This window comes from Pelomonas cellulosilytica, from assembly GCF_021353265.1.
GTDB classification, from domain to species: Bacteria; Pseudomonadota; Gammaproteobacteria; order Burkholderiales; family Burkholderiaceae_C; genus Pelomonas; species Pelomonas cellulosilytica.
Genome location: NZ_JAJTWU010000006.1, coordinates 259,675 through 285,416 on the forward strand (window position 1 = coordinate 259,675; position 25,742 = coordinate 285,416).

Here is a 25,742-nt window from a genome sequence, read left to right on the forward strand (position 1 = left end):
GGCCTCTCTTACAATCCGAATTTCCCACCACAGCAGCCTGGTCTGGGCTGCTGCAAGACATGACCAAATACGTCTTCGTCACCGGCGGTGTGGTGTCCTCCTTGGGCAAGGGCATCGCGTCGGCCTCCCTGGCTGCCATCCTCGAATCGCGCGGCCTCAAAGTCACTCTCATCAAGCTGGACCCTTACATCAACGTCGACCCCGGCACGATGTCGCCGTTCCAGCACGGCGAGGTGTTCGTCACCGACGACGGTGCCGAGACCGATCTGGACCTCGGCCACTACGAGCGCTTCATCACCACGCGGATGAAGAAGGCCAACAACTTCACCACCGGGCAGATCTACATGTCCGTGCTGGAGAAGGAACGCCGCGGCGACTATCTCGGCAAGACCGTGCAGGTGATCCCGCACATCACCAACGAGATGCAGGAGTTCATCCGCCGCGGTGCCGGCCAGGGCACGCCCGAGGCGGTGGACGTGGCGATCGTGGAAATCGGCGGCACGGTGGGCGACATCGAATCCCTGCCCTTCCTCGAAGCCGCGCGGCAGATGAGCCTGAAGGCCGGCCCGAACAACGTCGCTTTCGTCCACCTGACCTACGTGCCGTGGATCGCCGCCGCCGGCGAGCTGAAGACCAAGCCCACGCAACACACGGTGCAGAAGCTGCGCGAGATCGGCATCCAGCCCGACGCGCTGCTGTGCCGCGCCGACCGCCGCATCCCCGACGACGAGCGCGAGAAAATCTCGCTGTTCACGAACGTGCCCGAGTACGGCGTGATCTCGATGTGGGACGTGAACACGATCTACAAGGTCCCGCGAGTGCTGCACGAGCAGGGTCTGGACCAGCTCATCTGCACCAAGCTCCAGCTCAACACCAAGAGCGCGGACCTGAAGCGCTGGGACAACCTCGTCTATGAGGTCGAGAACCCAAAGGAGCAGCTCACCATCGCCATGTGCGGCAAGTACACCGACCTGTCGGACTCGTACAAGTCGCTCAACGAGGCGCTGCGCCACGCCGGCATCCACAACCATGCCGGCGTGAAGATCGAGTATGTCGACAGCGAGACGCTGACGCCCGAGACGGTCTCCAGCCTCGCGCAGTACGACGCCATCCTCGTGCCCGGCGGCTTCGGCAAGCGCGGCGTGGAGGGCAAGATCCTTGCGGCGCAATACGCCCGCGAGCACAAACTGCCCTACCTCGGCATTTGCCTCGGCATGCAGGTTGCGACCATCGAGTACGCCCGCCACATGGCAGGCCTCGAAGGCGCGAACTCCACCGAGTTCGAGCCCGACACGCCCCACCCTGTCATCGCGCTGATCGACGAATGGCAGGACGCCGACGGCAGCATCCAGAAGCGCGATGCCAACAGCGACCTCGGCGGCACGATGCGCCTGGGCGCGCAGAGCTCCGACGTCAAGACCGGCACGCTGGCCTATGACATCTACGGCCCCATCGTCACCGAGCGCCACCGCCACCGCTACGAGGCCAACGAACATTACCTGGACCGCCTGACCAAGGCTGGCCTCGTCATTTCGGCCATCACGCAGCGCGAGAAGCTGACCGAGATGGTCGAGCTGCCGCGTGAGGTGCACCCCTGGTTCGTCGGCGTGCAGTTCCATCCCGAGTTCAAGTCCACGCCATGGGGCGGCCACCCGCTCTTCACGGCCTTCATCAAGGCCGCGCTCGATCACAAACACCAGGCAGCCTGACCATGAAGCTCTGCGGATACGACGTTGGCCTCGACAAGCCCTTCTTCCTGATCGCCGGCACCTGCTCCATCGAGGGCCTGCAGATCACGCTGGACGTCGCCGGCCTGCTGAAGGAAGCCTGCGACTCACTCGGCATTCCGCTGATCTACAAGGGCTCGTTCGACAAGGCCAACCGCTCGTCCGGCACGTCCAAGCGCGGTGTCGGCATGGATGCCGGCCTGAAGATCCTCGACGAGGTGCGTCGCCAGACCGGCCTGCCGGTGCTGACCGACGTGCACGACGCCACGCAAGTGGCCGAAGTGGCCGCGGTCGTCGACGTGCTACAGACGCCCGCCTTCCTGTGCCGCCAGACGGACTTCATCCGCGCCGTGGCGCAGAGCGGCAAGCCGGTCAACATCAAGAAGGGCCAGTTCCTCGCGCCCTGGGACATGAAAAATGTCATCGACAAGGCACGCGCCGCTGCAGCGGAAGTGGGCCTCAGCGAGGACCGCTTCCTGGCCTGCGAACGTGGCGTCAGTTTCGGCTACAACAACCTCGTGGCCGACATGACGAGCCTGGCCGAGATGCGCAACTCCGGCGCGCCGGTGGTGTTCGACGTGACGCACTCGGTGCAGAAGCCCGGCGGCCTGGGTGGCTCCAGCGGCGGCGTGCGGGAGATGGTGCCAGTGCTGGCCCGAGCGGGCGTCGGTGTCGGCGTGGCAGGCCTTTTCATGGAGACCCACCCTAACCCGGCCGAGGCCTTCAGCGACGGCCCCAATGCCGTGCCGCTCAAGCACATGAAGACGCTGTTGACGCAGCTCGTCGCGCTGGACCGCATCGTCAAGCAGCAGCCGCTGCTCGAGAACGACTTCTCCTGCTGACGCTCCAGCGATGAGGATGCGTCGGACCGAGGTGTTGTCGATGCTGTCCGCTGGCGCCTGACAGCCATGCAGCTGCTCGCCCTGCTGCTGGGCGCCCTGTTCGGCGGTCTGGCGTCGGAGAACTTCGGCGGCGCGCTGCTCGGCGCGGTCATCGGCTGGCTGGGCTGGCAGCAGGTGCTGCAGGGCCGGCGCATCGCCGAGCTGGAACGACAACTGGCCGCCCGCCCGGCATCCGCCCGATCCAGCGCCATGCCGACGGCCGATGTGCGGCCCGTCCCCGGGCAGCCTGTGGTCCCGCCGACGACCGAAGCTGTGGCACCGCGGCCGCAGCCCGTTGCGCCGCTGATCACGACACCACCAGCCGCGATGCCGGTGCCCGGGGCGACGCCCCAGCCCATGTTTCCGCCGCCTCCGGCCCGCCCGCCACGCCATCCCGTACCGATGCCGGCCTGGGCGCAGCGCCTGGCGGCCGCCAACACCATCGTCAAGGTCGGGCTGGCGATGCTGTTCCTGGGCCTGGTCTTCCTGGCACGCTTCGCCGCCGAGAACGTCACGCTGCCGCTGGAAGTGCGCCTGGCCGGCATCGGCGCGACCGGCGTCGCGCTGCTGGCCATCGGCTGGCGGTTGCGGCTGCACTCGCGCGGCTATGGCCTGCTGCTGCAGGGTGGCGGTGTCGCCGTTGTCTACCTGACGCTGTTCGCGGCCGTGAAACTGGCCGGCCTGCAGCCGCTAGCGCTGGTTTTCGCGCTGATGCTGACCGTCTCGCTGCTGGCGGCGCTGCTGGCCGTGCGCCAGGACGCGCAGGCGCTGGCCGTCGTCGCGGCCATGGGCGGCTATGCGACGCCACTGCTGCTGTCCACCGGCGGCGGCAGCATCGCGATGCTGCTTGGCTATGACTTCGTGCTGGGACTGGGCGTGGCGCTCGTCGCATGGTTCAAGCACTGGCCGCGGCTCAACCTCGTCGCGTTCGGCTTTACGGCGCTAATCGCCAGCGCCTGGGGGCTAACCGGCTACACGCCCGCGGACTACGGGGTGGCTCAGGGCTTCCTCGTCGCGTTCTGGCTGCTGTTCACCGCCGTGCTGTTGATGCCCGGCCGGCACGCGCAGCCGGCGGGGCGCTGGCTGCAGTCCACGCTGCTGTTCGGCGTACCGGTCTTCGGCGGCGCGATGCAGTACGCGCTGCTGCGGCCCGATGCGATGGCCATCGCCGTGGCGGCGCTCGTCATCGGCAGCGGCTATGCGGGCCTGGCCGCCTGGGCGCGGCGGCGTGCCGCGCATGGCCTCGTCTTCGAGGCCTTCATCGCGCTGGCGGCTGTGTTCGGCACGCTTGTCATCCCGTTCGCGTTGAGCGCCGAGGCCACAGCCGGCGCCTGGGCGCTGGAAGGCCTGGGCGCCGTGTGGCTGGGCCTGCGCCAGCAGCGGCTGCGCGTGCTGGGCAGCGGCCTGGCGTTGGTCCTGCTAGGCGGCCTAACGCTGGCGGCATCGCTGCCGCTCGCCAGCACGGACGGCACGCGAGCCGCCTCGCAGCTGTTAAACGCACTGCTGATCGCCGCCGCCGGCCTGGGTGCCGCGCGCTGCCTGAGCCGCATGGACGGCCGCCGCTGGCATGCACCGGCCGCCTTCGCCATGGTGAGCTGGGGCACGCTGTGGCTGGGGGTGGCGGCGGCTGTCGTGCTGCGGCACTGGGTGCCGGAGCCGCAGCGCTGGGCCGCGGCCCTGGCCTTCGTCGCCGCCGGCAGTGCCGCGCTGCTGGGCCTGCAGGCGCTGTGGCGCTGGCCCGTGGTGGCCTGGCCCACGGCCGTGCTGCTGCCGGCCTGGACGCTGCTCGGCGCGTGGGGCGCGGTCGTGCACGGCGCGCCGCTGCAGGCCGGTGGCGTCTGGGCGCTTCCGCTGGCGCTGCTCGCACAGGCCCGGGTGCTACACGCCACCGCGCCGCACTGGCCAGCGCCGCTGCGCCATGCCACGCACGCCGGCAGCCTGCTGGCCGTGGCCTTGTTGGGCGCGTTGGAGGCCCGGCACTGGACGGCCGACTTCGGCGACGCCGGCAGCGCATGGGGCTGGCTGGGCTGGCTGGTTGTGCCTACGCTGCTGCTGGCGGCCGTGCTGCGCCAGCAGCGTCATGCGCCTGCCCAGCAGGCCTGGCCGCTGCGCCTGGCGCCCGAGGCCTATGCGCAAACCGGCGCTGGCCTGTTGAGCCTCGCGCTCTCCGTCTGGGCGCTGGTGGCCAACTGGGCAAGCCCCGGCAGCGCCCAGCCGCTGCCCTACGTACCGTTGCTGAGCCCGCTGGACCTCGGCATCGCCGCGGCGCTGCTGGCCGTGGTCACCTGGCTGCGCGGCCCGGCCGCCGCTGCACTGCGCCTGCCGCCATCGACGCTGGCGGTGCCGGCGTCGCTGGCTTTTTTGTGGCTCAACGGCATGTTGATCCGCTGCTTCCACCACTGGGGCGGCGTGCCCTATCACCTCGACGGCTGGCTGGCCTCGCGCGGCGTGCAGACGGGCCTCGCGCTGCTGTGGAGCGCGCTGGCGCTGGTGCTGATGCTGCTGGGCACGCGCCGCGGGCAGCGCGTGCCGTGGCTCGCCGGCGCGGTGCTGCTAGGCGCCGTCGTGCTGAAGCTGATGCTGATCGACCTACAAGGCAGCGGCACGGTACTGCGCATCGTGTCCTTCATCGGCGTGGGCGTGTTGATGCTGGTGATCGGCTATGTTGCGCCGCTGCCCGGCGCCGCCACGACGGAACGTCATGAAACGCCTCGTCATTGAACTGCTTGCGGCACTGGCCGCCACGTCGGCCGGCGCCGCGCCGTACCTGGCAGCCGTCGAAGTCACCCGACCCGCACCTTTCGTCATGCTGGACCCTGGCGCCGATGTCTGGCGGCACAGCCTGGCCTCCGACCTGCGCGACTGGCAGCTGCTGGATGCCCAGGGGCGCCGCGTGCCGTTTGCACTCGTGCCCGACGACGCCCAGACTGCACCGCCCGAGCGCGAGCTGAAGCTGTTCGCGCTCCCGCCGGCCCCGGTATCCGCGTCGGCACCGCCGAACAAGGCACCCGCCGGGTGGTTGCTGGACTTGGGCGAGCCCGCGGACTGGCAAGGCGAACCTCAGCAGCTACGCCTGCGCTGGCCGGCCGACACTGTCTCTTTCCAGGCCGGCTACCGGCTGGAGACGAGTGCCGACCTGCAGCACTGGCAACCGCTGGCCACCGGCCAGTTGCTGGGCCTGCGCCATGCCGACGGCGCGCCGCTGAGCCAGCCGCTCGTGGCGCTGCCCGACCGGCCGCGGCGCTACCTGCGCCTACTGTGGGACGACGCGCCCAGTAGCGTCCAGCCCGACGGCGCCATGCTGCTGGCGGCACCGGCAGGACGGGTGCCGCAACAGCTCACCGGCTCGGCGCCGCTGCCGGCGCCGGATGCCGACGGCGGCTGGGTCGTGCCGCTGGGCGGGCCGCAGCCGCTGCTCAGCCTGCGTCTGTCGGGCACGCAAGGCACCTGGGTGCTGCCCGTGCAGGTGCAGACGCGTCCCGCGCCCAAGGCAACCTGGCAGACCGTCGCGCGGCCCGTGTTCTACCGCGTCGAACGGGCCGGCGCCCCGGCCGACCTGGCACCGGCACTCACGCTGCCGCTGGACGCCGGCGAACTGCGGCTGCTGCCTCCGCCCGGCACCGCACTGCCGCCTGCCGGCACGCTGAGGCTGGACTGGACGCTGCGCCGCGTCCGCCTCGTCTGGGCCGCACAGGGCGAGCCGCCGTTCTCGCTGCGCGTGGGCGCCACCGGTCAGGACGGCGGGCCGCGACCGCTGGCCGAGGTGGTGCCCGACTGGCCTCGCGAGCGGTCGCTCCTGGGCGCTGCATCACTCGGAGCGTTCGCAGCCGATGCCGCCGTCTCAGCCTCCACCGCGCTGCCACCGCGCCGTCTGCTGCTGTGGGCAGTGCTGTCGCTGGGCGCCGCCGTGCTGGGCGGCGTGACGTGGCGGCTGTGGCGGCAGGGGCCCGTCGAGGAACGCAGCACTTAAACTCGCAAGGCTGCGCCGGTCGCTTGTTCTGACACGGTAACCGTCCTTCGGCACACTGCGCCCGCCCGAATTTTTTACCTCCTGGAGACCCTGAATGAGCGCCATCGTTGACATCGTCGGCCGAGAAATCCTCGACAGCCGCGGCAATCCCACCGTCGAGTGCGACGTCCTGCTGGAGTCCGGCGTCATGGGCCGTGCCGCCGTGCCGTCCGGCGCGTCCACCGGCAGCCGCGAAGCCATCGAACTGCGCGACGGCGACAAGGGCCGTTACCTCGGCAAGGGCGTGCTGAAGGCGGTCGAGCACATCAACACCGAGATCAGCGAAGCCGTGCTGGGCCTGGACGCTTCCGAGCAGGCCTTCCTCGACAAGACGCTGATCGACCTGGACGGCACTGAGAACAAGAGCCGCCTGGGCGCCAACGCGATGCTGGCCGTGTCGATGGCCGTGGCCCGCGCCGCTGCCGAAGAGTCCGGCCTGCCGCTGTACCGCTACTTCGGCGGCATGAACGGCAACCAGTTGCCCGTGCCGATGATGAACGTCATCAACGGTGGTGCGCACGCCAACAACTCGCTCGACCTGCAAGAGCTGATGATCATCCCCGTGGGCGCGCCTTCGTTCCGCGAAGCGCTGCGCTGGGGTGCAGAGGTGTTCCATGCGCTGAAGAAGATCCTGCACGACAAGGGCATCTCCACGGCCGTCGGTGACGAGGGCGGCTTCGCCCCCAGCGTCGAGAGTCACGAGGCGGCCATCCAGCTGATCCTGCAGGCCATCGAGAAGGCCGGCTACACCGCGGGCGAACAGATCGCCATCGGCCTGGACTGCGCCGCCAGCGAGTTCTACAAGGACGGCAAGTACGTGCTCGAAGGCGAAGGCGGCATTCAGCTGACCTCGCAGCAGTGGACCGACATGCTGGCCACCTGGGTCGACAAGTACCCCATCATTTCCATTGAAGACGGCATGGCCGAAGGCGACTGGGACGGCTGGAAGATCCTGACCGATCGCCTGGGCAAGAACGTGCAGATCGTTGGCGACGACCTGTTCGTCACGAACACCAAGATCTTGCAGGAAGGCATCCAGAAGGGGATCGCCAACTCGATCCTGATCAAGATCAACCAGATCGGCACGCTGACCGAGACCTTCGCCGCCATCGAGATGGCCAAGCGCGCCGGCTACACCGCCGTCGTGTCGCACCGCTCTGGCGAGACCGAAGACAGCACCATCTCGGACATCGCGGTCGGCCTGAACGCCGGCCAGATCAAGACCGGCTCGCTGTCGCGCTCTGACCGCATGGCCAAGTACAACCAGCTGCTGCGCATTGAAGAAGACCTGGGCGACGTGGCGGTCTACCCGGGCCGCGCTGCGTTCTACAACCTCAAGTAAGCGTTGAAGGCGCTAGCCCTGGTCCTGGCCATCTTTTTGGTGGCCATCCAAGCCCAGCTCTGGACGGGCCGGGGCAGCATTCCCTATGTGGCGCACCTCCGGGAGGAGGTGGCAGCCGCACAGGCTGACAACGAGCAGGCCCGTGCACGCAATGCGCAGCTCCAGGCGGAACTGCGCGACCTGCGTGAGGGCCTGGAGATGGTCGAGGAGAAGGCCCGCTTCGAGCTGGGCATGATCAAGGCGGACGAGGTTTTCGTGCCCGCCGCCCCCACCGCGGCGCCGCTCGCGGCCTCCACCGTCAGGCGCTGATGCTGGCCGACCTCTGGGCGGCGCTGCTGGCGCCTGCCTTCACTGCTTTTGGCAGCCCCGTGTCGTGGCTGGAACTGATGGCCTTCGCGCTGGCCGTGTGGATGGTGGTGTGCAACATGCGCGTCCACCCACTGGCGTGGCCGCTGGCCTTCATCAGCTCGCTGCTGTACTTCGCATTCTTTTGGGATGGCAAGCTCTACGGTGAGGCCGGCCTGCAGCTGCTGTTCGCCGCATTGGCCGTCTGGGGCGGGTGGCAGTGGCGCTTCGGTCGCACGCGCGAGGGCCGGGCGCTGACCGTGCGGCGCCTGGGCCTGCGCGGCTTGGCCGGGCCCGCGCTGCTGACGCTGGCGGCGTGGCCGCTGCTGGGCTGGTTCCTCGCCCGGTTCACAGACAGCCCCCTGCCCTACTGGGACGCCTTCCCCACCGTCGCCAGCCTGCTGGGCCAATGGCTGTTGGCGCGCAAGTACGAAGAGAACTGGCCGACGTGGATCGTCGTCAATACGGTCAGCGTCGTGCTGTTCGGCATCAAGGGCTACTGGCTGACGGTCGTGCTCTACGCCGGCTTCATCCCGATGAGCGTCATCGGCTGGCGTGCCTGGAGGCAGGCGTGAGTCGCCTAGTCGCGCTGCTGGGCGCCGAGTGCACCGGCAAGACGACGCTGGCCGAGGCGCTCGCCGCGCATTGCGGCGGCGGCTTCGTCAGCGAATACCTGCGCGAGTGGTGCGACACGCACAACCGCACGCCACTGCAGTACGAGCAGGCCCACATCGCCAACGAGCAGGCCGCGCGCATAGAGGCCGCCGCCTGCCGGCATGCCGTGGTGTTCTGCGACACGACGCCCATGATCACCGCGCTGTGCAGCCAGCACTATTTCGACGACGACTCGCTGATGGCACCGGCCGTGGCCTTCCAGCGCCGCTGCGACCTAACGCTGCTGTGCGCGCCCGACCTGCCCTGGCAGGCCGATGGCATCCAGCGCGACGGGCCCGAGGTGCGGGCGCGCTTCGACGCCCGGCTGCGCGCGGCGCTGGATGCCCACGGCCTTCCCTGGGTGGACATCCGCGGCAGCGACGACGCGCGCGTCGCGGCAGCACTGCAAGCCCTGCGCGCCATGATGACTCCGGCGGGCTGAACAGGCGGCTGGCGCGCCGTCAGCGCTTGACCACGTCCTGCAGCTGAGAGATCGCGTCAATCGAGCGGTTGATCGCGCGGTCCAGCGTGGCTGCGAGGCTGGGGTTGTCGGCGGAGATGGCCGACAGCTTGGCAGCAAAGCCGAGGTGCAACCCGGCAAGCCAGTTCGGTTGCGGATCGGGCTCGGGGATGGGCGGCCAGTGGATCGGGAACTTGATCTTGTGCGGCCGCGTGGGGCACCAGTCGTCCAGGTCCTGTGCCACGTTCTTCCAGGCCAGGCCCAGCCGGTCTGCCGTCCATGCCGTGTGGGCGAACTCTTGGGCAAGCGCCGCACCGAGCGCCTCGGGCGGCAGCGGCTGCGGATTGAGGGCTGCAGCGTTGACGCGCTCGTGCAGCCCGGCCAGGCCCTGCGGGCCGCGCGGGATCACATCGTAGATGGCGGGCAGGCGGCGGCCGATGATGGCCAGCAGTCGTTGATCGAGATTCATCGTGACAAGCTCCGAAGGGGTCGGCATTCCAGGCGATGCCGGATCGCTGAACCCGGCGCACGAGCTGTGCACCGGGCTCCCTTCAACACTAGTCGCGCCGCGCGGGAACACCATCGTATGGAAGCGGGACAAAGCCGCCGCGGGCGGGCCCCGGACTTGCCAGAGACTGCCGCACTCATCGGCCGAGCAGCAGGTAGTCGAACAGCTGCGTGCCGCCCGCCCCGCCCAGCGGCACCAGCATGGCCTTGAGCAGCGGCTGATCGAAGAACGACGCGAACGCGCCGCGCTGCTCGTTCTCGATCTGCGCGATGAGCCGCTTGTAGGGCTCGACCAGATCGCTCATCGGCTTGCCGCTGCCGGCCAGCCAGCGCAGGTCGGCCTGCATGGACTCCAGCGCCCGCCGCCGCGTGTTCTCGGCTGCCTGCTTGAGCAGGAAGGCCAGGCTGATCAGCGCCAGCACGTAGACGCTCACGGCCACGGCGATGGCAGGCGTCAGCGCCCAGTTGTCGAACAGCCGGCTTCGCGCAACGACCAGCAGCGCCAGCACGACGAAAGGTCCGATGACGAGCCGGGCGACCGGCGCGCTGCGGCGGGCCACCACCTGCACGTCGATCCAGTCGTCCAGCAATGTGTGCCTCGGAAAGCCGCCTTCGGCTTTAGTCCGCTCTTCGGGCCGGGCGTTGAAGCGATGGGACCACAGCGCCTGGTGCTCTTCGCCGAGCGAACGGGCGAACATCTCGATGGTCGCGTCAGGGTAGAAGCTGCGGCCGGCGTTGAGGTGGCGTACGAAGCGCGTCAGCAGCAAGATGGCATCGGCCACGGCCACGATGAGCAGCGGCAGCATCAGCAGGATGACGTAGAGCGTGGCCTTGACGATCTGGCGGTGCTCCTTGCCGCGCACCGGAACTTCCGGGATCTGCCCTTCGGACAAGCCGAGGAACAGCAGCCCGACGAGGCAGATCGTCACGACGAACCACACCAGCACCCGGGCGGCCCGTGGCCGGGCTTCGCCGCGATCACCGTATTCCCGCCACAGCTGGCTGAAGTCGCAGCTGTAACCCACGCCCGGCCGCCAGAACAGCACGCTCACGTGCGTGAACCAGCCTTTGGCCAGATGGCGCAACGTGCTGCGCGAGACGGCCGTCGGCGCGGTGCGCTGCAGGCCCAGCCAGACCGAGTCTTCGCGCAGGCGCTGCAAAGTGCAGGCCCAGGCCCAGTCCAGCGTCCAGAAGATGGTGAACAGCGCCAGCAGATGGATGAGATGCGACGGCCAGGCGCTGACGCCCTCTAGCCAGGCGACCGGCTCGCAGGTGCTGCAGAGTTCGTCGCTGTGCCAGCCTTCGGTCGGCCAGGCCAGTGCCAGCCACCCGCCCGCCATCATCAGCAGCACAACGAGGTGCAGCCGGTCCACGCCCGCCGGCTGTGGCGCTGGTGGCGGCTCTTCCCGGCGGGCGGACAGCAGCGCGGGCAACACGGCCAGCAGCGCGCTGAAGGCCGCCAGGCTCGCCAGCAGCAGCGCATGGATGAAATCGAGGCGGCTGGGCAGCACGAACTCAATGAGGCTGGCCAGCACGTACGAGAACAGTCCCGCATGCAAGGCCACCAGCACGATCGCCGTCATGTCCATCTGCGGCTGATTGGTCGGCGTCGGCACGCGAAGGAAGACACGCCTGGCCTGCTTGATGGCCGGCGTGGACGGCCACACCAGCAGCATCGTGCCTGTCAGCACGACGAGCAACGCGGCCACCAGCATGCGGCTGGTGTTGCTGCCGGGCGGCCGCGCCTGCAGCGCATAGCCGTCCAGCGGCACGGCGTTGCTGCGCCCGATCTCGTACAGCGACGGCTTCTCCAGCACCTTCTCCAACGCCTCACGCTCGCGCTGCTTGCAGCCCTCGTCGCGGCAGCCGGCACGTCGCGCTGCGACGTAGGTGCTGGTCTGGTAGATGTCGCGCAGCGGCGGCGTGCCGGCCTGCAGGTTGAGCGGCGGGGACTCGCCACGCTCCTGGGCCTGCCTGGACTGCGGCGGCGGCGCGTAGAACGCCAACGGCAGGCTGCTGGCCACGACGAGGTTGCGCGTGAAGGCCTGCGTGCGCGGGTGCAGGTAGCGCGCATCCATGTCCGTCGTGAAGAACATGCGGTCCGAGAAGTCCTCGTGCAGTGCCTGCAGCACGAGCAGCTTGTCATGCACGTCATTGGCGAAGATGCCGATGGCGCCGATCGGCGGCAGCCGGGGGTCGGTTTCACTGCGCTTGAGTTCGGCGCCGAGGCGGCGCAGGTAGTCGAGCTGGTCCCGGCTCTCCGGCCACTCCAGCGTGGTGGACGGCTTGGCGGCGACCGGGGTGGCAGTGGTGGTCTCACGCGTGGTCACGCCGTCCAGCCCGCGGAAGAAATACACGACCTCGGGCTTGAGCTGGTCGTTGCCGCCCTGGGCCAGCCGGTATTGCAGCTCGGCCACCAGCGACTGCGCGTAAAGCGAGTCCCGCTCAGCCACGATGACAACCCGGCGCTGGCTGCTGGGCGACAGCCGCTGGCGGATCTCGACGTCGAGCCGGCGGATCAGTTCGCCATCGTTGCCGACCGTGCGCTGCAGTACGACCGACCGGTTCTCCTGGGTGATCTGGCTGAACTGCTCGGTGACGAAGGCATCGAGGTCCTGCTTGTTCAGCTCGGCCAACATGCGGTTGGGGGCCGTGGAGGCGGAGTTGTAGAACTCCGCCCACGACAGCAGCCTGTAGCCATTCTTCACATCCTCCGGCAGCGCCAGGCCCTCCGGCTGTCCCGGCGGGGCACAACGCTCGGCAGCCGGCGAGCTGGCGCCGGCCGGCACGAGCGCGCGGTCGGCCGCGCAACGCAAGTCGGCCAGCGCGGTGCGCAGTGCGTCGGTCGACGAAGGGCCGATGACGGCCAGGTGCGGCGGGCGGCCATCGTTGAACTTCGGGCTGGCGGTGTTGCGTGCCTTCGCCCCCATGACCTGCTCGGTCACGCGCGCCAGCGAGTCGAGCTTGCGCTGCGGCAGCGAGTTCTCGTCCACCCACAGCACCGCAACCTGCGCGTAGCGGGATCGACCTCCCTTGCCCGGCTTGTCGCGAGGCCCGGTGCGTTGCGACAGCAGCTCGTACGGCACGACGAAGCGCTCCGTCGATTTGGCCGGCGCGCTGGCCGCTGAAGCCGGCGCGGCCGGCGGGGCGCTGGCCTTGTCGGCAGGGCTGTCAGCCAGGGCCAGCGTCTTCGCCTTGGCCGGCGCACTGGCGGCGACGGCCGGCGGCAGCAGGTCGAACTCCAGCAGGCTCAGCCGCTCGGCGTTGTCGGGCACGTAGTCCATCGACAGCAGGCCGGCCAGCGTGGCGTAACGCAGCCGGCGACGGGCCTCCTCGGCGCCGACGAAGTCGGCGCCCGGCAGCAGGCCCAGCACGATGAGCGTGTCATCCAGGCTCTGGTCGTGGTCGCGGTCCAGCTTGGCGAGCATGCGGTGCGGGTCCCGCACCTCGGCCACGCGGTCCAGGCAGTCCACGTCGGTGTCCTTAGACGCCTGCTTGCGAAAGCGCTCGCAGCGCTCGGCGCGCTCGCCTTCATAACGGCGCAACGCCGCGAAAGGGTCCTCCCACAGCCGGGCGTTGACCTCAAGCTCCGGGTCCAGCGGCGCCAGCGCGCGCGGCTTCTCGGCCGGCCGCAGCGGCTCGAACGCATGCGGCACCAGTTGCGTGCTGGCCACGAAGGCGACCAGCACGGCCGCGCTCGCCCACGGAAACCCGCCAATGCCGCCCTTGGCCTCTGCCATCGCCCGCTCCCGTCCCGCGTGTTCGCGGGTCAAGCCGGCAAGGTGTCAGCTCGACAAGATCGCGTCAATGACCGGACGGCGCCGCATCCTCACAGTGCATGAGGCGCACGTTGCGGGTCGGCTACTGCAGCGTGCCGCCCTCGGGCTGGCTGCCCGGCGCGAACAAGGCGCCCACGTCCACAGCATCGAAGCGATAGTGCCGACCGCAGAAGTCGCAGCCGATCTCGATGTCGCCCCGCTCGGCCAGCACGCTGTCGGCCTCCTCGCGGCCCAGGCCCAGCAGCATCTGCCCCACGCGCTCGCGCGAACAGGTGCAGGCGAAGCGCGGCGTCTGCGGCTCGAAGCGGGTGACCGTCTCCTCCCAGAACAATCGGCGCAGCACGGTGTCGGCGTCCAGCGTCAGCAGTTCCTCGGCCGTCAAAGTGGCGGCCAGCATCGAGATGCGGTTGAAAGCGTCCGACAGGCCGATGTCGTCTTCGTTGCGGCGGCCCTCAAGGTTGCCCTCGCCCTCCACCGGAAGCCGCTGGATCAATAGACCCGCGGCGATGTCGCCGTTGGCCGCGAGCACAAGCTTGGTGTCCAGCTGCTCGGACTGCAGCATGTAGTGCTCCAGCACCTCGCTCATCTTCTGCAGCGGCTCGCGCTGGTCGCCGTGCAGCGGCACGACGCCCTGGTACGGCTGCTGGCCGGGCAGGCGGTCCTTGGGGTCCAGCGTGATCGCGCAGCGGCCCTGGCCGTGCAGGTTCATCATTGCCTCCAGCGTCGCGCCGGGCTGAACGCCGCCCACGCACTTGGCCGTCACGCGGAACGTCAGGTCGTGCTGCGCCTCCGCCACCGCCAGCTTGACGGGGCCGTCACCGAACACCTGCAGCACCAGCGAGCCGTTGAACTTGATGTTGGCCTGCATCAGCACGGCCGCGGCGCTCATCTCACCGAGCAGGTCGCGCAGCTCGGGCGGGTATTCGTGGCCGGGCTCGCGGCGCGACAGCACCTCGCGCCACGACTCGGTCAGCCGCACCAGCATGCCTCGCACCGGCAGGCCGTCAAACAGGAACTTGTGCAATTCACTCATCGGATTCTTTTCAGGCCGGCGGCATACCGGCGGCCGTTGTTGACGTAATGGGCGGCGCTGGCCTTCAGCCCCGCGATCTGCGCCTCGGTCAGCTCGCGCACGACCTTGGCCGGCGCGCCGACGATCAGCGAGCCGTCGGGGAACTCTTTGCCCTCGGTGACGAGCGCACCCGCACCGACGATGCAATTGCGGCCGATGCGGGCGCCATTCAAGACGATGGCCCCGATGCCGATGAGGCTTTCGTCGCCGACCGCGCAGCCGTGCAGCATGACCTGATGACCCACGGTGACGTTCTCGCCCAGCACCAGCGGGAACCCATGGTCGGCATGCAGCACCGAGCCGTCCTGGATGTTGGAGCCGGCGCCGATGGTCAGCGTGTCGCTGTCGCCGCGAAGCACCGCGTTGAACCAGATGCTGACGCCCTCGCCGAGCGTCACGCGGCCAATGACCTCGGCGCTGTCGGCGACGAACGCGGATGCCGGCACCTCGGGGAGGTGGTCGTCGAGCTGGTAGATCGCCATCGCAGGCCTCCCGTCAAAACCGGCGATTCTAAAATTCACCGATGTCCGACCTCCGCCTGGCCACGCTCGGCCCGCTGCTGATTGCCGATGCGCCCGCCAAGGCGCAAGCCACGCTGACACTGGACGCTGCCGCGCCTATCGATGCCGACGCGCTGCTCGCCGAGCCCGCCGGCATCCCCGGCCGGCCCGAGCTCCCTCGCCTCGTGGCCCACACCACGCTAAAGCCCCCGCCACTGAACACGCCGGCCGGCGTCGCGGCGCTGGTGCATGCCATCGCCCACATCGAACTCAACGCCATCGACCTGGCGCTGGACATCTGCTGGCGCTTCCCAGGCATGCCGGAGGCGTTCTACCGCGACTGGCTCCGCATCGCGCAGGAGGAGGCCACGCACTTCACGCTGCTGCGCGATCACCTGCTGGCACTGGGCTTCGACTACGGCCGCTTCGACGCCCACAACGCGTTGTGGGACATGGCCGAGCGCACGAAACACGATCTGCTGGCCCGCATCGCCCTCGTACCGCGCACGCTGGAAGCCCGCGGCCTGGACGCCTCGCCGGGCGTGCGCGCCAAGCTGGTGGGCGCCGGCGACAAGCGCGCCGGCGCCATCCTCGACGTCATCCTGCGCGACGAGATCGGCCATGTGGCCGCTGGCAACCGCTGGTACCGCTTCCTGTGCGAGCAGCGCGGGCTGGATCCGGTCACGACCTACGCCGAGCTGGCTGCGCGCCACCAGGCGCCGCGGCTGCGCGCACCGTTCAACCTGGCGGCCAGACGCGCCGCCGGCTTCACGGACGAGGAACTCGCCGCGCTGGGTTGACCCGCATCGCCCCGGCCCGCCTGGACGCCACAATCTGACCAACCTGTCAGAATTACCGCTTCACCACCCGCCCGGAGACCCGCATGAGTGCCGACGCGTCCCGCCTTGACGCCTACTGGATGCCGTTCACCGCCAACCGGCAGTTCAAGCAGGCGCCGCGCCTGCTGACGCGGGCGGATGGCATGTTCTTCCGCGACGACAAGGGCCGCGAGGTGCTGGACGGCATCGCTGGCCTGTGGTGCGTCAACGCGGGCCACAACCGGCCGCGCATCGTGCAGGCCATCCAGAACCAGGCGGCGGAGCTGGACTTCGCGCCGCCGTTCCAGATGGGCCATCCCAAGGCCTTCGAGCTGGCCGACCGGCTGGCACGGCTGACGCCCGCGGGCCTCAACCGCATCTTCTTCACGAACTCCGGCTCCGAGTCCGTCGAGACGGCGCTGAAGATGGCCATCGCATACCACCGCGTGCGCGGTGAAGGTGCCCGCACCCGCCTCATCGGCCGCGAGCGCGGCTACCACGGCGTCAATTTCGGCGGCATCTCGGTGGGCGGCATGGTGGCCAACCGCAAGATGTTTGGCAGCCTGCTGGCCGGCGTGGACCACATCCGCCACACGCACGACGCCGCGCGCAACGCCTTCACCGTCGGCCAACCCGCGCACGGCGCCGAGTTCGCCGACGACCTGGAGCGCCTCGTCGCGCTGCACGACGCCAGCACCATCGCGGCCGTCATCGTCGAACCCGTAGCAGGCTCCACCGGCGTGCTGATCCCGCCCCAGGGCTATCTGCAGCGGCTGCGAGACATCTGCGACAAGCACGGCATTCTGCTGATCTTCGACGAGGTCATCACCGGTTTCGGCCGGACGGGCCAGCCCTTCGCGGCCCAGACCTTCGGCGTGACGCCCGACCTGATGACGGTGGCCAAGGGCCTGACCAACGGCTGCGTGCCGATGGGCGCGGTCATCGCGCAGCAGAAGATCCACGACACCTTCATGACAGGGCCGGAACACCTCATCGAGTTCTTTCACGGCTACACCTACTCCGCCCACCCGCTGGCCTGCGCCGCCGGCCTGGCGACGCTGGATACCTACGCCGAGGACGGCTTGCTGACGCGCGCCGCCTCGATGGAGGCCGAGTTCGCGCAGGCGCTGCTCTCGCTGCGCGACGAGCCCAACGTGATCGACATCCGCAACATCGGCCTGGTCGGCGGCATCGAGCTGAAGCCGCTGGACGGCCAGCCCGCCAAGCGCGCGTTCGACATCTTCCTGGACTGCTGGGACCAGGGCCTGCTCATCCGCACGACGGGCGACACCATCGCGCTGTCGCCGCCGCTCATCATCGAGAGCGGCCACATCGCACGCATCATCGACACCTTGCGGGCCGCGCTGCGGCGCGCCGCCTGAGACAACTGCTCCCCCATGAAATGGCTACTCGCCCTGCTGATTGCAGGGTCCGCCCACGCGCAAACCCTGGGCTATCTCGGCCAGCAGATCGTGCCCACCAGCGCCAGCTTCCACGGCGTACCGGTAGGCGGGCTGTCCAGCATCGACTACGTGCCGACGACGGGCCACTACCTCGCCATCAGCGATGACCGCAGCGAATACGGTCCGGCGCGCTTCTACGAGCTGACGCTGGATCTGTCCAAGTTCAGCCGCAGCGCCACGCCTGGCGACGCCGGGGTCGCCTGGGTCAACATGACCACGATGCTAGACGCAGACGGCCGGCCCTTCGGCCGCAACATGGTCGACCCCGAAAGCCTGCGCCTGGACCCCAGGCGTCACCTGATTTACTGGGCCAACGAGGGTCAGCGCAAGGCCGGTGCCACGCAGAACCCGACGATGCGCCGAATGCAGCCGGACGGCGGCTATGCCGGCGACTTCCCCGTGCCGGCCTACTACCTGCCCATCGGCAGCCCCTCCGGCCGGGAGCCGGGCGACATGGGCGTCTACAACAACCTCGCTTTCGAGAGCGTGGCCATCACGCCCGACGGCAAGACGCTGTGGACCATGACCGAGAACGGTCTGGCGCAGGACAGCCCGCCCACCGCCGTCGGCAAGGGCAGCCGCGCGCGTCTGCTGTCGTTCGACCTGGACACCGGCCGCGCCGGCGCCGAGTACGTCTACGACGTGGGGCCTGTGCCCTTCCCGCCCGCCAGGGCCGGCAGCTTCGCCACCAACGGCGTGCCGGACATGCTGGCGCTGTCGGCCACCGAGTTCATCGTCATCGAACGCGCATATGCGGTGGGCGCCGAGACACCGGGTCGCTCACCCGTCACCGGCAAGCCCACGAGCAACACGATCAAGCTCTACCGCATCGACACGCGCGGCGCGACGGACGTGTCGGGCTGGCCCAGCATCCAGGGCCGTGACGTCGTGCCCGTCAAACGCGAGCTGCTGCTGGACCTGTCCTCGCTGACCAACGATGACGGCAGCGTGCTGGCGGTGGACAACATCGAAGGCCTGACGCTAGGCCCCGTCGTGGACGGCAAGCGCACGCTGATCCTTGTGTCGGACAACAATTTCAACCCCGAGCAGTTCACGCAGTTCATCGCGTTGACCTTGGACTAGCCTCTCGCGGAGATGGCGATGGTCGTGGCATCGAGCCGCCAGCACATCGCCTGACGGGCCGGCTTTGTGGGCGGCCCGGGCCCGGTCCGACACACACCCGCCGCATCACATGCATCCCATTCCCTGGCGCGCCTATGCGCTGCTGGCCGCCAGCACCAGCCTGATCGGCAGCTATGTCGGGCTGTCCAAGCTGCTGGTGGCGGCCTTCCCCGTCTTCCTACTGGCCGGGCTCCGGTTCGCCACCGCCGCCGTGCTGATGCTGCCCTGGCTCAGGAAGCCAGCCGACGAAGCCCCGCTGGACGCGCGCTCACGCGGCTTGCTGTTCCTGGAGTCCTTCCTCGGCAACTTCCTGTTCTCCATCTGCATGCTGTTCGGCCTGCGGCAGAGCTCGGCCGTCGTGGCCGGCGTCATCATGGCCGGCATCCCCGCGGCCGTCGCGCTACTGAGCTGGGCGGTGCTGCGAGAGAAGCCCACCGGCCGCGTCTGGGGCGGCATCGGCTGCGCCGTCGCGGGCATCGCGCTCGTCGCGGCCGGCCGCGAAGGCGGTGCCGACACCTCGCCGCTAGGGGCTGCGCTGCTCGTGGCCGCCGTGTTCTGCGAGGCCAGCTATGTCGTCATCGGCAAGAAGCTCACGGCCGGCCTCAGCCCCCGGCGCATCAGCGCACTGATCAATCTGTGGGGCCTGGTGCTGGTGTCGCCGCTGGCGCTGTGGCAGGCGGCCAGCTTCGACTTCACGGCGCCCGAGCCGCACCACTGGGGCCTGCTGCTGTACTACGCAGCCACCGCCAGCGTCTTCACCGTCTGGCTGTGGATGGCCGGCCTGAAGGGCCTGCCCGCAGCCCAGGCCGGCGTGTTCATGGTGTTCCTGCCCCTCAGCACGGCGCTCGTCGGGCTGCTGATGGGCGAGTCGCTGTCCGGCCCGCAGGCGCTGGCCTACGGGCTGGCACTGGCCGGCGTGCTGCTGGCGACATGGCCGGGGCGCGGCGCGCGTCGGTAGGATGCCGGCATGTCCCTCGAAGCCGATCTCGCGCGCTGGCGCGAGCACCTGACCCGTTTCGCCGCGCTACTCGGCAACCCACCCGACCGCCAAGCCCTGCCCGCGCCGGACGCCCGGCCCGGCCACTGCCTGATCTTCGCGCCGCATCCGGACGACGAATGCATCGTTGGCGCGCTGCCGTTGCGCCTGCAGCAGGAAGCCGGCTGGCGCGTCACCAATGTTGCAGTGACGCTCGGCAGCAATCCGCAACGGCGCGCCGCGCGCTGGGCCGAGCTGCAGGACGCCTGCGGCGTGCTGGGCTTCGGCTGCATCGGCGTCGGTGCCGAAGGCCTGTCGGATGTGCGGGCCGATGCCATCCAGCCGGCGCAGATCGACGCGCTGGCCGCCGTGCTCGCCGAGCACCGCCCCGACCTCGTCCTCACGCCGCATGCGCTGGACAACAACCCCAGCCACCGAGGCGTGAACCGTCTCGTCGTCGAGGCGCTGGCCGCCGCCAAGCTGGACACGGTGCTGGCGCTCACCGAGTTCTGGTCCACGCAGGCCGCACCGAATGCGCTTGTGCAGACGAACGTGGCCGACACCGCCCGGCTGCTCGCCGCGCTGGAGCGCCATGCCGGCGAGATCGAGCGTAACCCCTACCACCTGCGCCTGCCGGCCTTCCTGGCCGATGCAGTGCGCCGCGGCGGCGAGACGGTGCTGGGCGCCGGTGAAGCGCCGCCCGACTTCGCCTACGCCACGCTGTACCGCCTCGTCGCCTGCCGGGCCGGCCAGGCCGTGGCCGACTTGCCCCGCCGCGTGTTCCCGGCCGACCAGGCCCTGTCCTCCCGGATGCTCCAGCCATGACCCGACCGACCCACCTCCGCATTCACCAGTTCGCCGGCCTGCAGCCCGGCCCGCGCCTGCTCGTAACGAGCGCCGTGCACGGAAACGAGGTGCACGGCACGAAGGCGATGGCCGAGATCGCCCGCCAGCTGGACGCCGGTCAGCTGACGCTACGGCGCGGCACGCTGACCTTCGTGCCCATCGTCAACCCGCTGGCCCACCAGCTCGACCGTCGTGAGGGCGACCGCAACCTCAACCGCAACCTGCGCCCGCCCGTCATCGCACAGGACTTCGAGGACCGCATCGCGCGCGTGCTGTGCCCGCTGATCGCGCAGCACGACGGCATCCTGGACCTGCACAGCTTCCAGAGCGCCGGCCAGGCCTTCGCGATGATCGGCCCGCGCAACAACACCGGCGAGCTGGAACCCTTCGCGCAGGAAGCCACCGAATCGGCGCTGGCCGGGCGGCTGGGCGTCAGCCGCATCGTCGAAGGCTGGCTGTCGACCTATGCGCTGGGACTGCAGCGCCGCCAGCAGCGCCAGAGCGACGGCTCGCGCCGCGCCCAGTTGATCTCCGACCCGCACTACGGCGTCGGCACGACCGAATACATGCGCTCCACCGGGGGCTGGGCCATCACGCTGGAATGCGGGCAGCACCTGGACCCGAACGGCCCCGAGGTCGCGCGGCTGGCCATCCTTCGCACACTGGTGTTCCTGGGCATGTTGGATGACGCCGCGGTCGAACCGCACCGGCCGGCCCAGCCGCCGGAGGTTCTGCAGCTCTACGACGTCATCGACCGCGAGGACATGGGCGACAGCTTCGAGCACGCCTGGGCCAGCTTCGATGCCATCAAGCGCGGCCAGCAGATCGGCACGCGCGCCAGCGGCGAGGCAGTGCTCGCGCCCAGCGAGGGACGCATCGTGTTCCCGAACGTCAAGTCGCAGCCGGGCACGGAGTGGTTCTACCTGGCGCGGCCGAGCGACCGGGTGCTAGGCTGACCCTCGTCGCCCGGCGGAGCGCCGTCACGGCGCGAGCTTGTCCTGCGTCTTCGTCTCGAAGTCGCTGGCATCGTGCCGCTCGTGCAGTTGCTCGGCCGGCTCGCCCCAGGTGCGGTTGACCATCCGGCCACGCCGCACCGCCGGCCGCTGGCCGATCTCGTCGGCCCAGCGGAGGACGTGGCGGTACTCGTGCACGGACAAGAACTCGCCCGCGCCGTAGAGCTGCCCCTTCACCAGCGCGCCGTACCACGGCCACGTGGCGATGTCGGCCACCGTGTACTGGTCGCCCGTCAGGTAGCGGCGCCCGGCCAGCAGCCGGTCCAGCACGTCCAGCTGGCGCTTGACCTCCATCGCGTAGCGGTCGATGGGGTACTCCTGCTTCGTCGGCGCATACGCATAGAAGTGGCCGAAACCACCGCCCAGGAAGGGCGCGCTGCCCATCTGCCAGAACAGCCAGCTCAGCGTCTCGGCGCGCGCGGCCGGATCGGTCGGCAGGAAGGCATGGCCGAACTTCTCGGCCAGATAGACGAGGATGGCGCCGGACTCGAACACACGCACGGCTTCCGGCCCGCTGCGGTCCAGCAACGCCGGGATCTTGGAGTTGGGATTCACGGCGACGAAGCCGCTGCCGAACTGGTCGCCCTGCTGAATGCGGATCAGCCAGGCGTCGTATTCGGCGCCCACATGGCCGGCGGCCAGCAGCTCCTCCAGCAGGATGGTGACCTTGGCGCCGTTGGGCGTGCCCAGCGAATACAGCTGCAGCGGATGCCGGCCTACGGGCAGCTCGGACTCGTGCGTCGCGCCGGCCATGGGGCGGTTGATGTTGGCGAACTGGCCGCCGTTGGCCTTGTTCCAGATCCAGACCTGGGGCGGGGTGTAGGGTGTGGGTGTGAGTGAGGTGGTGTCAGTCATGGCGGCAACGCTAGCGCAAAAGCCTGCTTGCCGTTCCGCTTGACGTGATAAAGCGCCTCGTCGGCCGCGCGCACCAGCGTCTGTGAGCCGATGCCATGGACGGGCACGCAGGCCACGCCGATGCTGACGCCCACGCTGACTTCCTCGCCCGTGGACAACATAACCGGCCGAGACAGGCCGTCGATGAGATCGCCCATCACCTGCGCCAGCACCCCATCCATCGGGCCCACGTCACGCAGCGCAATGAGGAACTCGTCGCCGCCCAGCCGCGCGACGAGGTCGGACGAACGGCGCACAGCCGCGCGCATGCGCTCGGCGCATGCCACCAGCACCTCGTCGCCGGCCGCATGGCCGTGCATGTCGTTGATCTGCTTGAAGCCGTCCAGGTCCACGCAGGCCACGCACAACGCACCGCCGCGCGAGCACGTGTCACCCAGAAAGCGCTCCAGCGTTGCCATGCCAGCCGCCCGGTTCTTCAGCTGCGTCAGCGCATCGTGCTCGGCGCGGCGGCGCATCGCGTGCTCATCGCTCTTGCGCTCGGTGATGTCGTAGATGACGCCCTCAACCGTGCGCTCGCCCGCGGGCTGCACGGAGATGAGGCAATGGACCCAGCGGCGCACGTCGCCTGTCTGCAGTTCCAGGTCGGCCGACACCGTCTCGCCACGCGCTGCCGCCTCGTCGATCATCTGCCGCACCTGCTCGGGTCGATGAAATACCCGGGCGAAGAAATCCACGTCGCCGTCAGCCCGCAGCTCATCCATCGTCAGGCCCACGACGCGCGACACGGTGGGGTTGCCGTTGATGAGCCGGCTCTCCGCGTCGAGCACGAAGATGCCCGCGCTGCTGGAATCGAAGATCTGCCGGTATTGCGCCTCCATGGCTTCAACCTCGGCACGCAGCCGGCGTTCGGTCAGCAGCGCACGCTCGTTGGAGTCCAGCAACTCGTTGGCGCCGTCGATCAGCAGGCCGATCTCGTCACCGGCATGGTCCGGTGGCGTTTCCAGCCGTTCGCCATGACCCGGCTTCATGCGGCGCAGCGCCAGCGACAACCGCACGATGGGACGCGACACCAGGCGGGCCGCCAACAGGTACAGCACCAGCGCCAGCAATGCGGCCTGCCCGACCATGGCTGCCGCCAGCGTGTAGGCCTCCCGGTCGGCGTCAGCCTGCACCTTGGCGTCGTTGAGGTGCACGCGCAGCTGGCCCAGCACCTCCCCGGCATCGAACGGCGATGCCAACGGGCGCGTCAGCAACGTGGTGGCGCGGCGCTCGGGCGCCCCGCCACGTCGCGCACCGGCCAGCACCCGGCCATCGAGCGCCACGACCTCCACTGCGTCCACCAATTCGTTGCGCGCCAGGCCGCCCGCCACTTCCTGCAGCAGCACTTCGTCCTTGGCATAGGCGCCGATGGCCAGCGTCTTCTCGACGGCGGTGGCCAGCACCTCGACGTTGTTGCGGCTGCTCGCCAGCGCGCGCGCCTGCCCCAACTGGTACGCCAACGTGGCAGCCACGACCGCCAGCAACACCGCGCTGAGGACGACCAGGCTCATGAAGCGCAGTTGCAGGCTGCTACCGCCCCGCAGGCGACGAGGGGGTGGCGTCATTTGGCAGCCGCCTCACGGATGACGAGCACCGTGCGCAGCCCCGGGTCCCCGGGCTCCTTGCTGAGCCAGCCCAGCGCGCTGGGGTTGCGACGCAGCACGCCGGCCATGGCGGCCTCGTCGGGCAGCGCCTGCGGCGGCACGCTCTGGCCGGAGAACATCAGCCGCGACCAGTAGCTGTTCACCTGCGCGACGCTGAGCCCAGTGAGGGCCTCGTAGAAGGCGGTCCGCCGCGGGTTGTCGCGCGGCAGGTCGAAGATCAACGCGAACTCGCCGTTCGCGAAGGCCCGGCTCCGGCCCATGAAGAGATCCACGGCCTGCTTCTGCGTCAGGCTGCGCTGCGGGTTGCTCGCGTGCACGACGACGAAGAAATCCGCCCACGCCGGCGAGGCCAGCGCCAGCAACGCAGCAGCGAGGAGCGTGCGAAGCATCATGGCGTCAGAACATGAAGTCCACGACTGCCGTCGCGACGCGCGCGGCCGACGGCTGGCCGCTGGCCCGCGTCCATAGGCCCGAGCCGGCCTGGCCGATATGCATGCGGTCCCACTGCAGCTTCAACGCAGCCTGCGGATGGAAGTCCCAGCGCAGGCCGACAGACCAGCCGGCCTGCTGCACGCGTGTGCCGTTCACATTGGCCACGACGGCCGCGGCCACCGACTGTGCCTGCGCGGCTGCTGACGGGCCGAGTAGCGGCGACAGCAGCGGAAGCCAGGCCGGCTCCGGCTGCACTGGCATGCCGTCGCGGGTGCGGCCGTAGCCGATGAACGGCGTCCAGTCGCCCAGGTGCCGGCCCACCGTGGCATAGACGGACGACTGCTTGATGAGCGGCGCGGCATCGATATGCACGGCCTCGACGCTCCACTGCCAGTCGGCCAGCTCCTGGCGTACGCCCAGCTCCAGGAACGTCGTCCAGATCCCGGCCGTTCCCAGCCGGGCGCTGAGCTGGCGGGCTTGGTTGGCGACCGCCGGGATCGGCAGCACAGCCAGTTGGTTCAGCCCCTCGACGATAGGCTGGGCGCCGGACAGATCGATGTCGATGCGAGTGCGCGCGGCGCTGCCCCGCAGCAGCAGCCCGCCCTCATCGCGCGAGAGCATCGCGCCGAACAGGCGGCGCACGCGGCTGGGTACGGTGGTCTGCGGGTCACCGATGGATGCGGTGCCGGCCATGAGCTTGACGCGCCACTGCGTGTCGCCGTCCAGCCAGCTGCGCCCCACGTCCGCGCCGTCCAGCGCAGTGGGCAGCATGCCGTACAACTCCACCGGTGGGCGCGCGGCGGTGAAGCCATAGCCCACGTTGCGGTAGTCGGCCATCAGGAAAGTGTCGAGATTGACGCGCCCCAGGCGCAGCGTCCAGTGGGCATCGGGACGCCAGGCGGCATAGGCCCACTCCAGTGCATCGCCGTCCCTGGCATACAGCGCCCGCCGCTTGCCGATGACTTGGGCGACCAGCTCGAAACGGCTGCCGAGGCTGTAGTTCAGCTGCAGGCCCAGGCGGCTGTCGACATCGGCGCTCCACGTCTCATCGCGGCCCGGCTGGGTCAGCTCGCGGCGAAAGCCCCACCCCGCCGGCGCGCTAGTGTGCGTGACACCCAGGCTGCCGAAGCCGCTGAATCGCAGCCCGCCCTCGGGGCCGGCGGCCTCTTCAGCAGGCGCAAGCCCGGCCAATGCCGCGGCGGCCAGGCCGACGAGCGAGTGGCGGGACCACGAACGGAAGCATCGGGAATCGGTGAAAGCCATGACGGAGGGGGACTGCTGCATCATTATTGGGCGCC

At 69.6% G+C, this 25,742-nt stretch carries 22 protein-coding genes; 14 read left to right on the top strand and 8 right to left on the bottom strand.

Annotated elements, in window-relative coordinates:
• The first annotated feature begins 59 nt into the window (after nt 1-59).
• The 8 genes from LXT13_RS16585 (at nt 60) to LXT13_RS16620 (ending at nt 9,400) form a co-directional block, all read left to right on the top strand.
• Nucleotides 60-1,709, top strand: coding sequence for a CTP synthase (locus tag LXT13_RS16585; RefSeq protein ID WP_233373069.1), 1,650 nt, complete (start codon nt 60-62; stop codon nt 1,707-1,709).
• Nucleotides 1,710-1,711: 2 nt separating this feature from the next.
• Nucleotides 1,712-2,569 carry a 3-deoxy-8-phosphooctulonate synthase gene (kdsA, locus tag LXT13_RS16590; protein ID WP_233373070.1) on the top strand — a complete coding sequence of 286 codons (858 nt, stop codon included), beginning with the start codon at nt 1,712-1,714 and terminating at the stop codon, nt 2,567-2,569.
• 66 nt (nt 2,570-2,635) lie between these two features.
• A complete protein-coding gene (locus LXT13_RS16595; protein ID WP_233373071.1) occupies nt 2,636-5,329 on the top strand; it encodes a DUF2339 domain-containing protein in 2,694 nt (897 codons plus the stop codon).
• A complete protein-coding gene (locus LXT13_RS16600; protein WP_233373072.1) occupies nt 5,310-6,578 on the top strand; it encodes a DUF3999 family protein in 1,269 nt (422 codons plus the stop codon). Before LXT13_RS16595 ends, LXT13_RS16600 begins: the two co-directional genes overlap by 20 nt.
• Nucleotides 6,579-6,672: 94 nt before the next feature.
• Nucleotides 6,673-7,959: a phosphopyruvate hydratase gene (gene eno, locus LXT13_RS16605; RefSeq protein ID WP_233373073.1), complete on the top strand. Its 1,287-nt coding sequence runs from the start codon at nt 6,673-6,675 to the stop codon at nt 7,957-7,959.
• A 3-nt stretch (nt 7,960-7,962) separates the two neighbouring features.
• Nucleotides 7,963-8,268: a septum formation initiator family protein gene (locus LXT13_RS16610; RefSeq protein WP_233373074.1), complete on the top strand. Its 306-nt coding sequence runs from the start codon at nt 7,963-7,965 to the stop codon at nt 8,266-8,268.
• Nucleotides 8,268-8,879, top strand: coding sequence for a nicotinamide riboside transporter PnuC (pnuC, locus tag LXT13_RS16615; RefSeq protein WP_233373075.1), 612 nt, complete (start codon nt 8,268-8,270; stop codon nt 8,877-8,879). The genes LXT13_RS16610 and pnuC overlap by 1 nt, the downstream gene beginning before the upstream one ends.
• A complete protein-coding gene (locus LXT13_RS16620; protein WP_233373076.1) occupies nt 8,876-9,400 on the top strand; it encodes an AAA family ATPase in 525 nt (174 codons plus the stop codon). The genes pnuC and LXT13_RS16620 overlap by 4 nt, the downstream gene beginning before the upstream one ends.
• Before the next feature lie 19 nt (nt 9,401-9,419).
• Here LXT13_RS16620 and LXT13_RS16625 read toward each other — a convergent pair whose 3' ends face one another.
• The 4 genes from LXT13_RS16625 to LXT13_RS16640 form a co-directional block, all read right to left on the bottom strand.
• The gene (locus LXT13_RS16625) at nt 9,420-9,887 is read right to left on the bottom strand and encodes a hypothetical protein (protein ID WP_233373077.1); all 468 of its coding nucleotides are present in this window, start codon (nt 9,885-9,887) and stop codon (nt 9,420-9,422) included.
• Nucleotides 9,888-10,062: 175 nt separating this feature from the next.
• Entirely contained in the window at nt 10,063-13,698 is a 3,636-nt protein-coding gene (locus LXT13_RS16630; RefSeq protein WP_233373078.1) for a hypothetical protein, read from the bottom strand.
• Between the two features lie 88 nt (nt 13,699-13,786).
• Nucleotides 13,787-14,737 carry an Hsp33 family molecular chaperone HslO gene (hslO, locus tag LXT13_RS16635; RefSeq protein ID WP_233373079.1) on the bottom strand — a complete coding sequence of 317 codons (951 nt, stop codon included), beginning with the start codon at nt 14,735-14,737 and terminating at the stop codon, nt 13,787-13,789.
• Nucleotides 14,734-15,258 (bottom strand): gamma carbonic anhydrase family protein, encoded by a 525-nt coding sequence (locus LXT13_RS16640; protein ID WP_233373080.1) that lies wholly within the window; start codon nt 15,256-15,258, stop codon nt 14,734-14,736. The genes hslO and LXT13_RS16640 overlap by 4 nt, the downstream gene beginning before the upstream one ends.
• A gap of 41 nt (nt 15,259-15,299) precedes the next feature.
• Between LXT13_RS16640 and LXT13_RS16645 the strand changes: the two genes are divergently transcribed.
• The 6 genes from LXT13_RS16645 to LXT13_RS16670 all read left to right on the top strand — a co-directional run bounded on the left by LXT13_RS16645 (nt 15,300) and on the right by LXT13_RS16670 (nt 21,457).
• Entirely contained in the window at nt 15,300-16,076 is a 777-nt protein-coding gene (locus LXT13_RS16645) for a ferritin-like domain-containing protein (protein WP_233373081.1), read from the top strand.
• Between the two features lie 83 nt (nt 16,077-16,159).
• Nucleotides 16,160-17,476 carry an omega-aminotransferase AptA gene (aptA, locus tag LXT13_RS16650; protein WP_233373082.1) on the top strand — a complete coding sequence of 439 codons (1,317 nt, stop codon included), beginning with the start codon at nt 16,160-16,162 and terminating at the stop codon, nt 17,474-17,476.
• Nucleotides 17,477-17,491: 15 nt separating this feature from the next.
• A complete protein-coding gene (locus LXT13_RS16655; RefSeq protein WP_233373083.1) occupies nt 17,492-18,640 on the top strand; it encodes an esterase-like activity of phytase family protein in 1,149 nt (382 codons plus the stop codon).
• Between the two features lie 109 nt (nt 18,641-18,749).
• Nucleotides 18,750-19,637, top strand: a complete 888-nt coding sequence (locus LXT13_RS16660; RefSeq protein WP_233373084.1) for a DMT family transporter — start codon at nt 18,750-18,752, stop codon at nt 19,635-19,637.
• A gap of 9 nt (nt 19,638-19,646) precedes the next feature.
• Nucleotides 19,647-20,480 (top strand): PIG-L deacetylase family protein, encoded by an 834-nt coding sequence (locus LXT13_RS16665; RefSeq protein ID WP_233373085.1) that lies wholly within the window; start codon nt 19,647-19,649, stop codon nt 20,478-20,480.
• A complete protein-coding gene (locus LXT13_RS16670; RefSeq protein WP_233373086.1) occupies nt 20,477-21,457 on the top strand; it encodes a succinylglutamate desuccinylase/aspartoacylase family protein in 981 nt (326 codons plus the stop codon). The genes LXT13_RS16665 and LXT13_RS16670 overlap by 4 nt, the downstream gene beginning before the upstream one ends.
• Before the next feature lie 24 nt (nt 21,458-21,481).
• Here LXT13_RS16670 and yghU read toward each other — a convergent pair whose 3' ends face one another.
• From yghU to LXT13_RS16690, 4 genes are read right to left on the bottom strand one after another with little or no spacing between them, the layout of a single operon-like run.
• Complete coding sequence (gene yghU, locus LXT13_RS16675; RefSeq protein WP_233373087.1) at nt 21,482-22,369, bottom strand: glutathione-dependent disulfide-bond oxidoreductase; 888 nt, start codon at nt 22,367-22,369, stop codon at nt 21,482-21,484.
• The gene (locus LXT13_RS16680; protein WP_233373088.1) at nt 22,366-23,973 is read right to left on the bottom strand and encodes a sensor domain-containing diguanylate cyclase; all 1,608 of its coding nucleotides are present in this window, start codon (nt 23,971-23,973) and stop codon (nt 22,366-22,368) included. The genes yghU and LXT13_RS16680 overlap by 4 nt, the downstream gene beginning before the upstream one ends.
• A complete protein-coding gene (locus LXT13_RS16685) occupies nt 23,970-24,401 on the bottom strand; it encodes a hypothetical protein (protein ID WP_233373089.1) in 432 nt (143 codons plus the stop codon). The genes LXT13_RS16680 and LXT13_RS16685 overlap by 4 nt, the downstream gene beginning before the upstream one ends.
• A gap of 7 nt (nt 24,402-24,408) precedes the next feature.
• Entirely contained in the window at nt 24,409-25,707 is a 1,299-nt protein-coding gene (locus LXT13_RS16690; RefSeq protein WP_233373090.1) for a hypothetical protein, read from the bottom strand.
• Between the last annotated feature and the right edge of the window lie 35 nt (nt 25,708-25,742).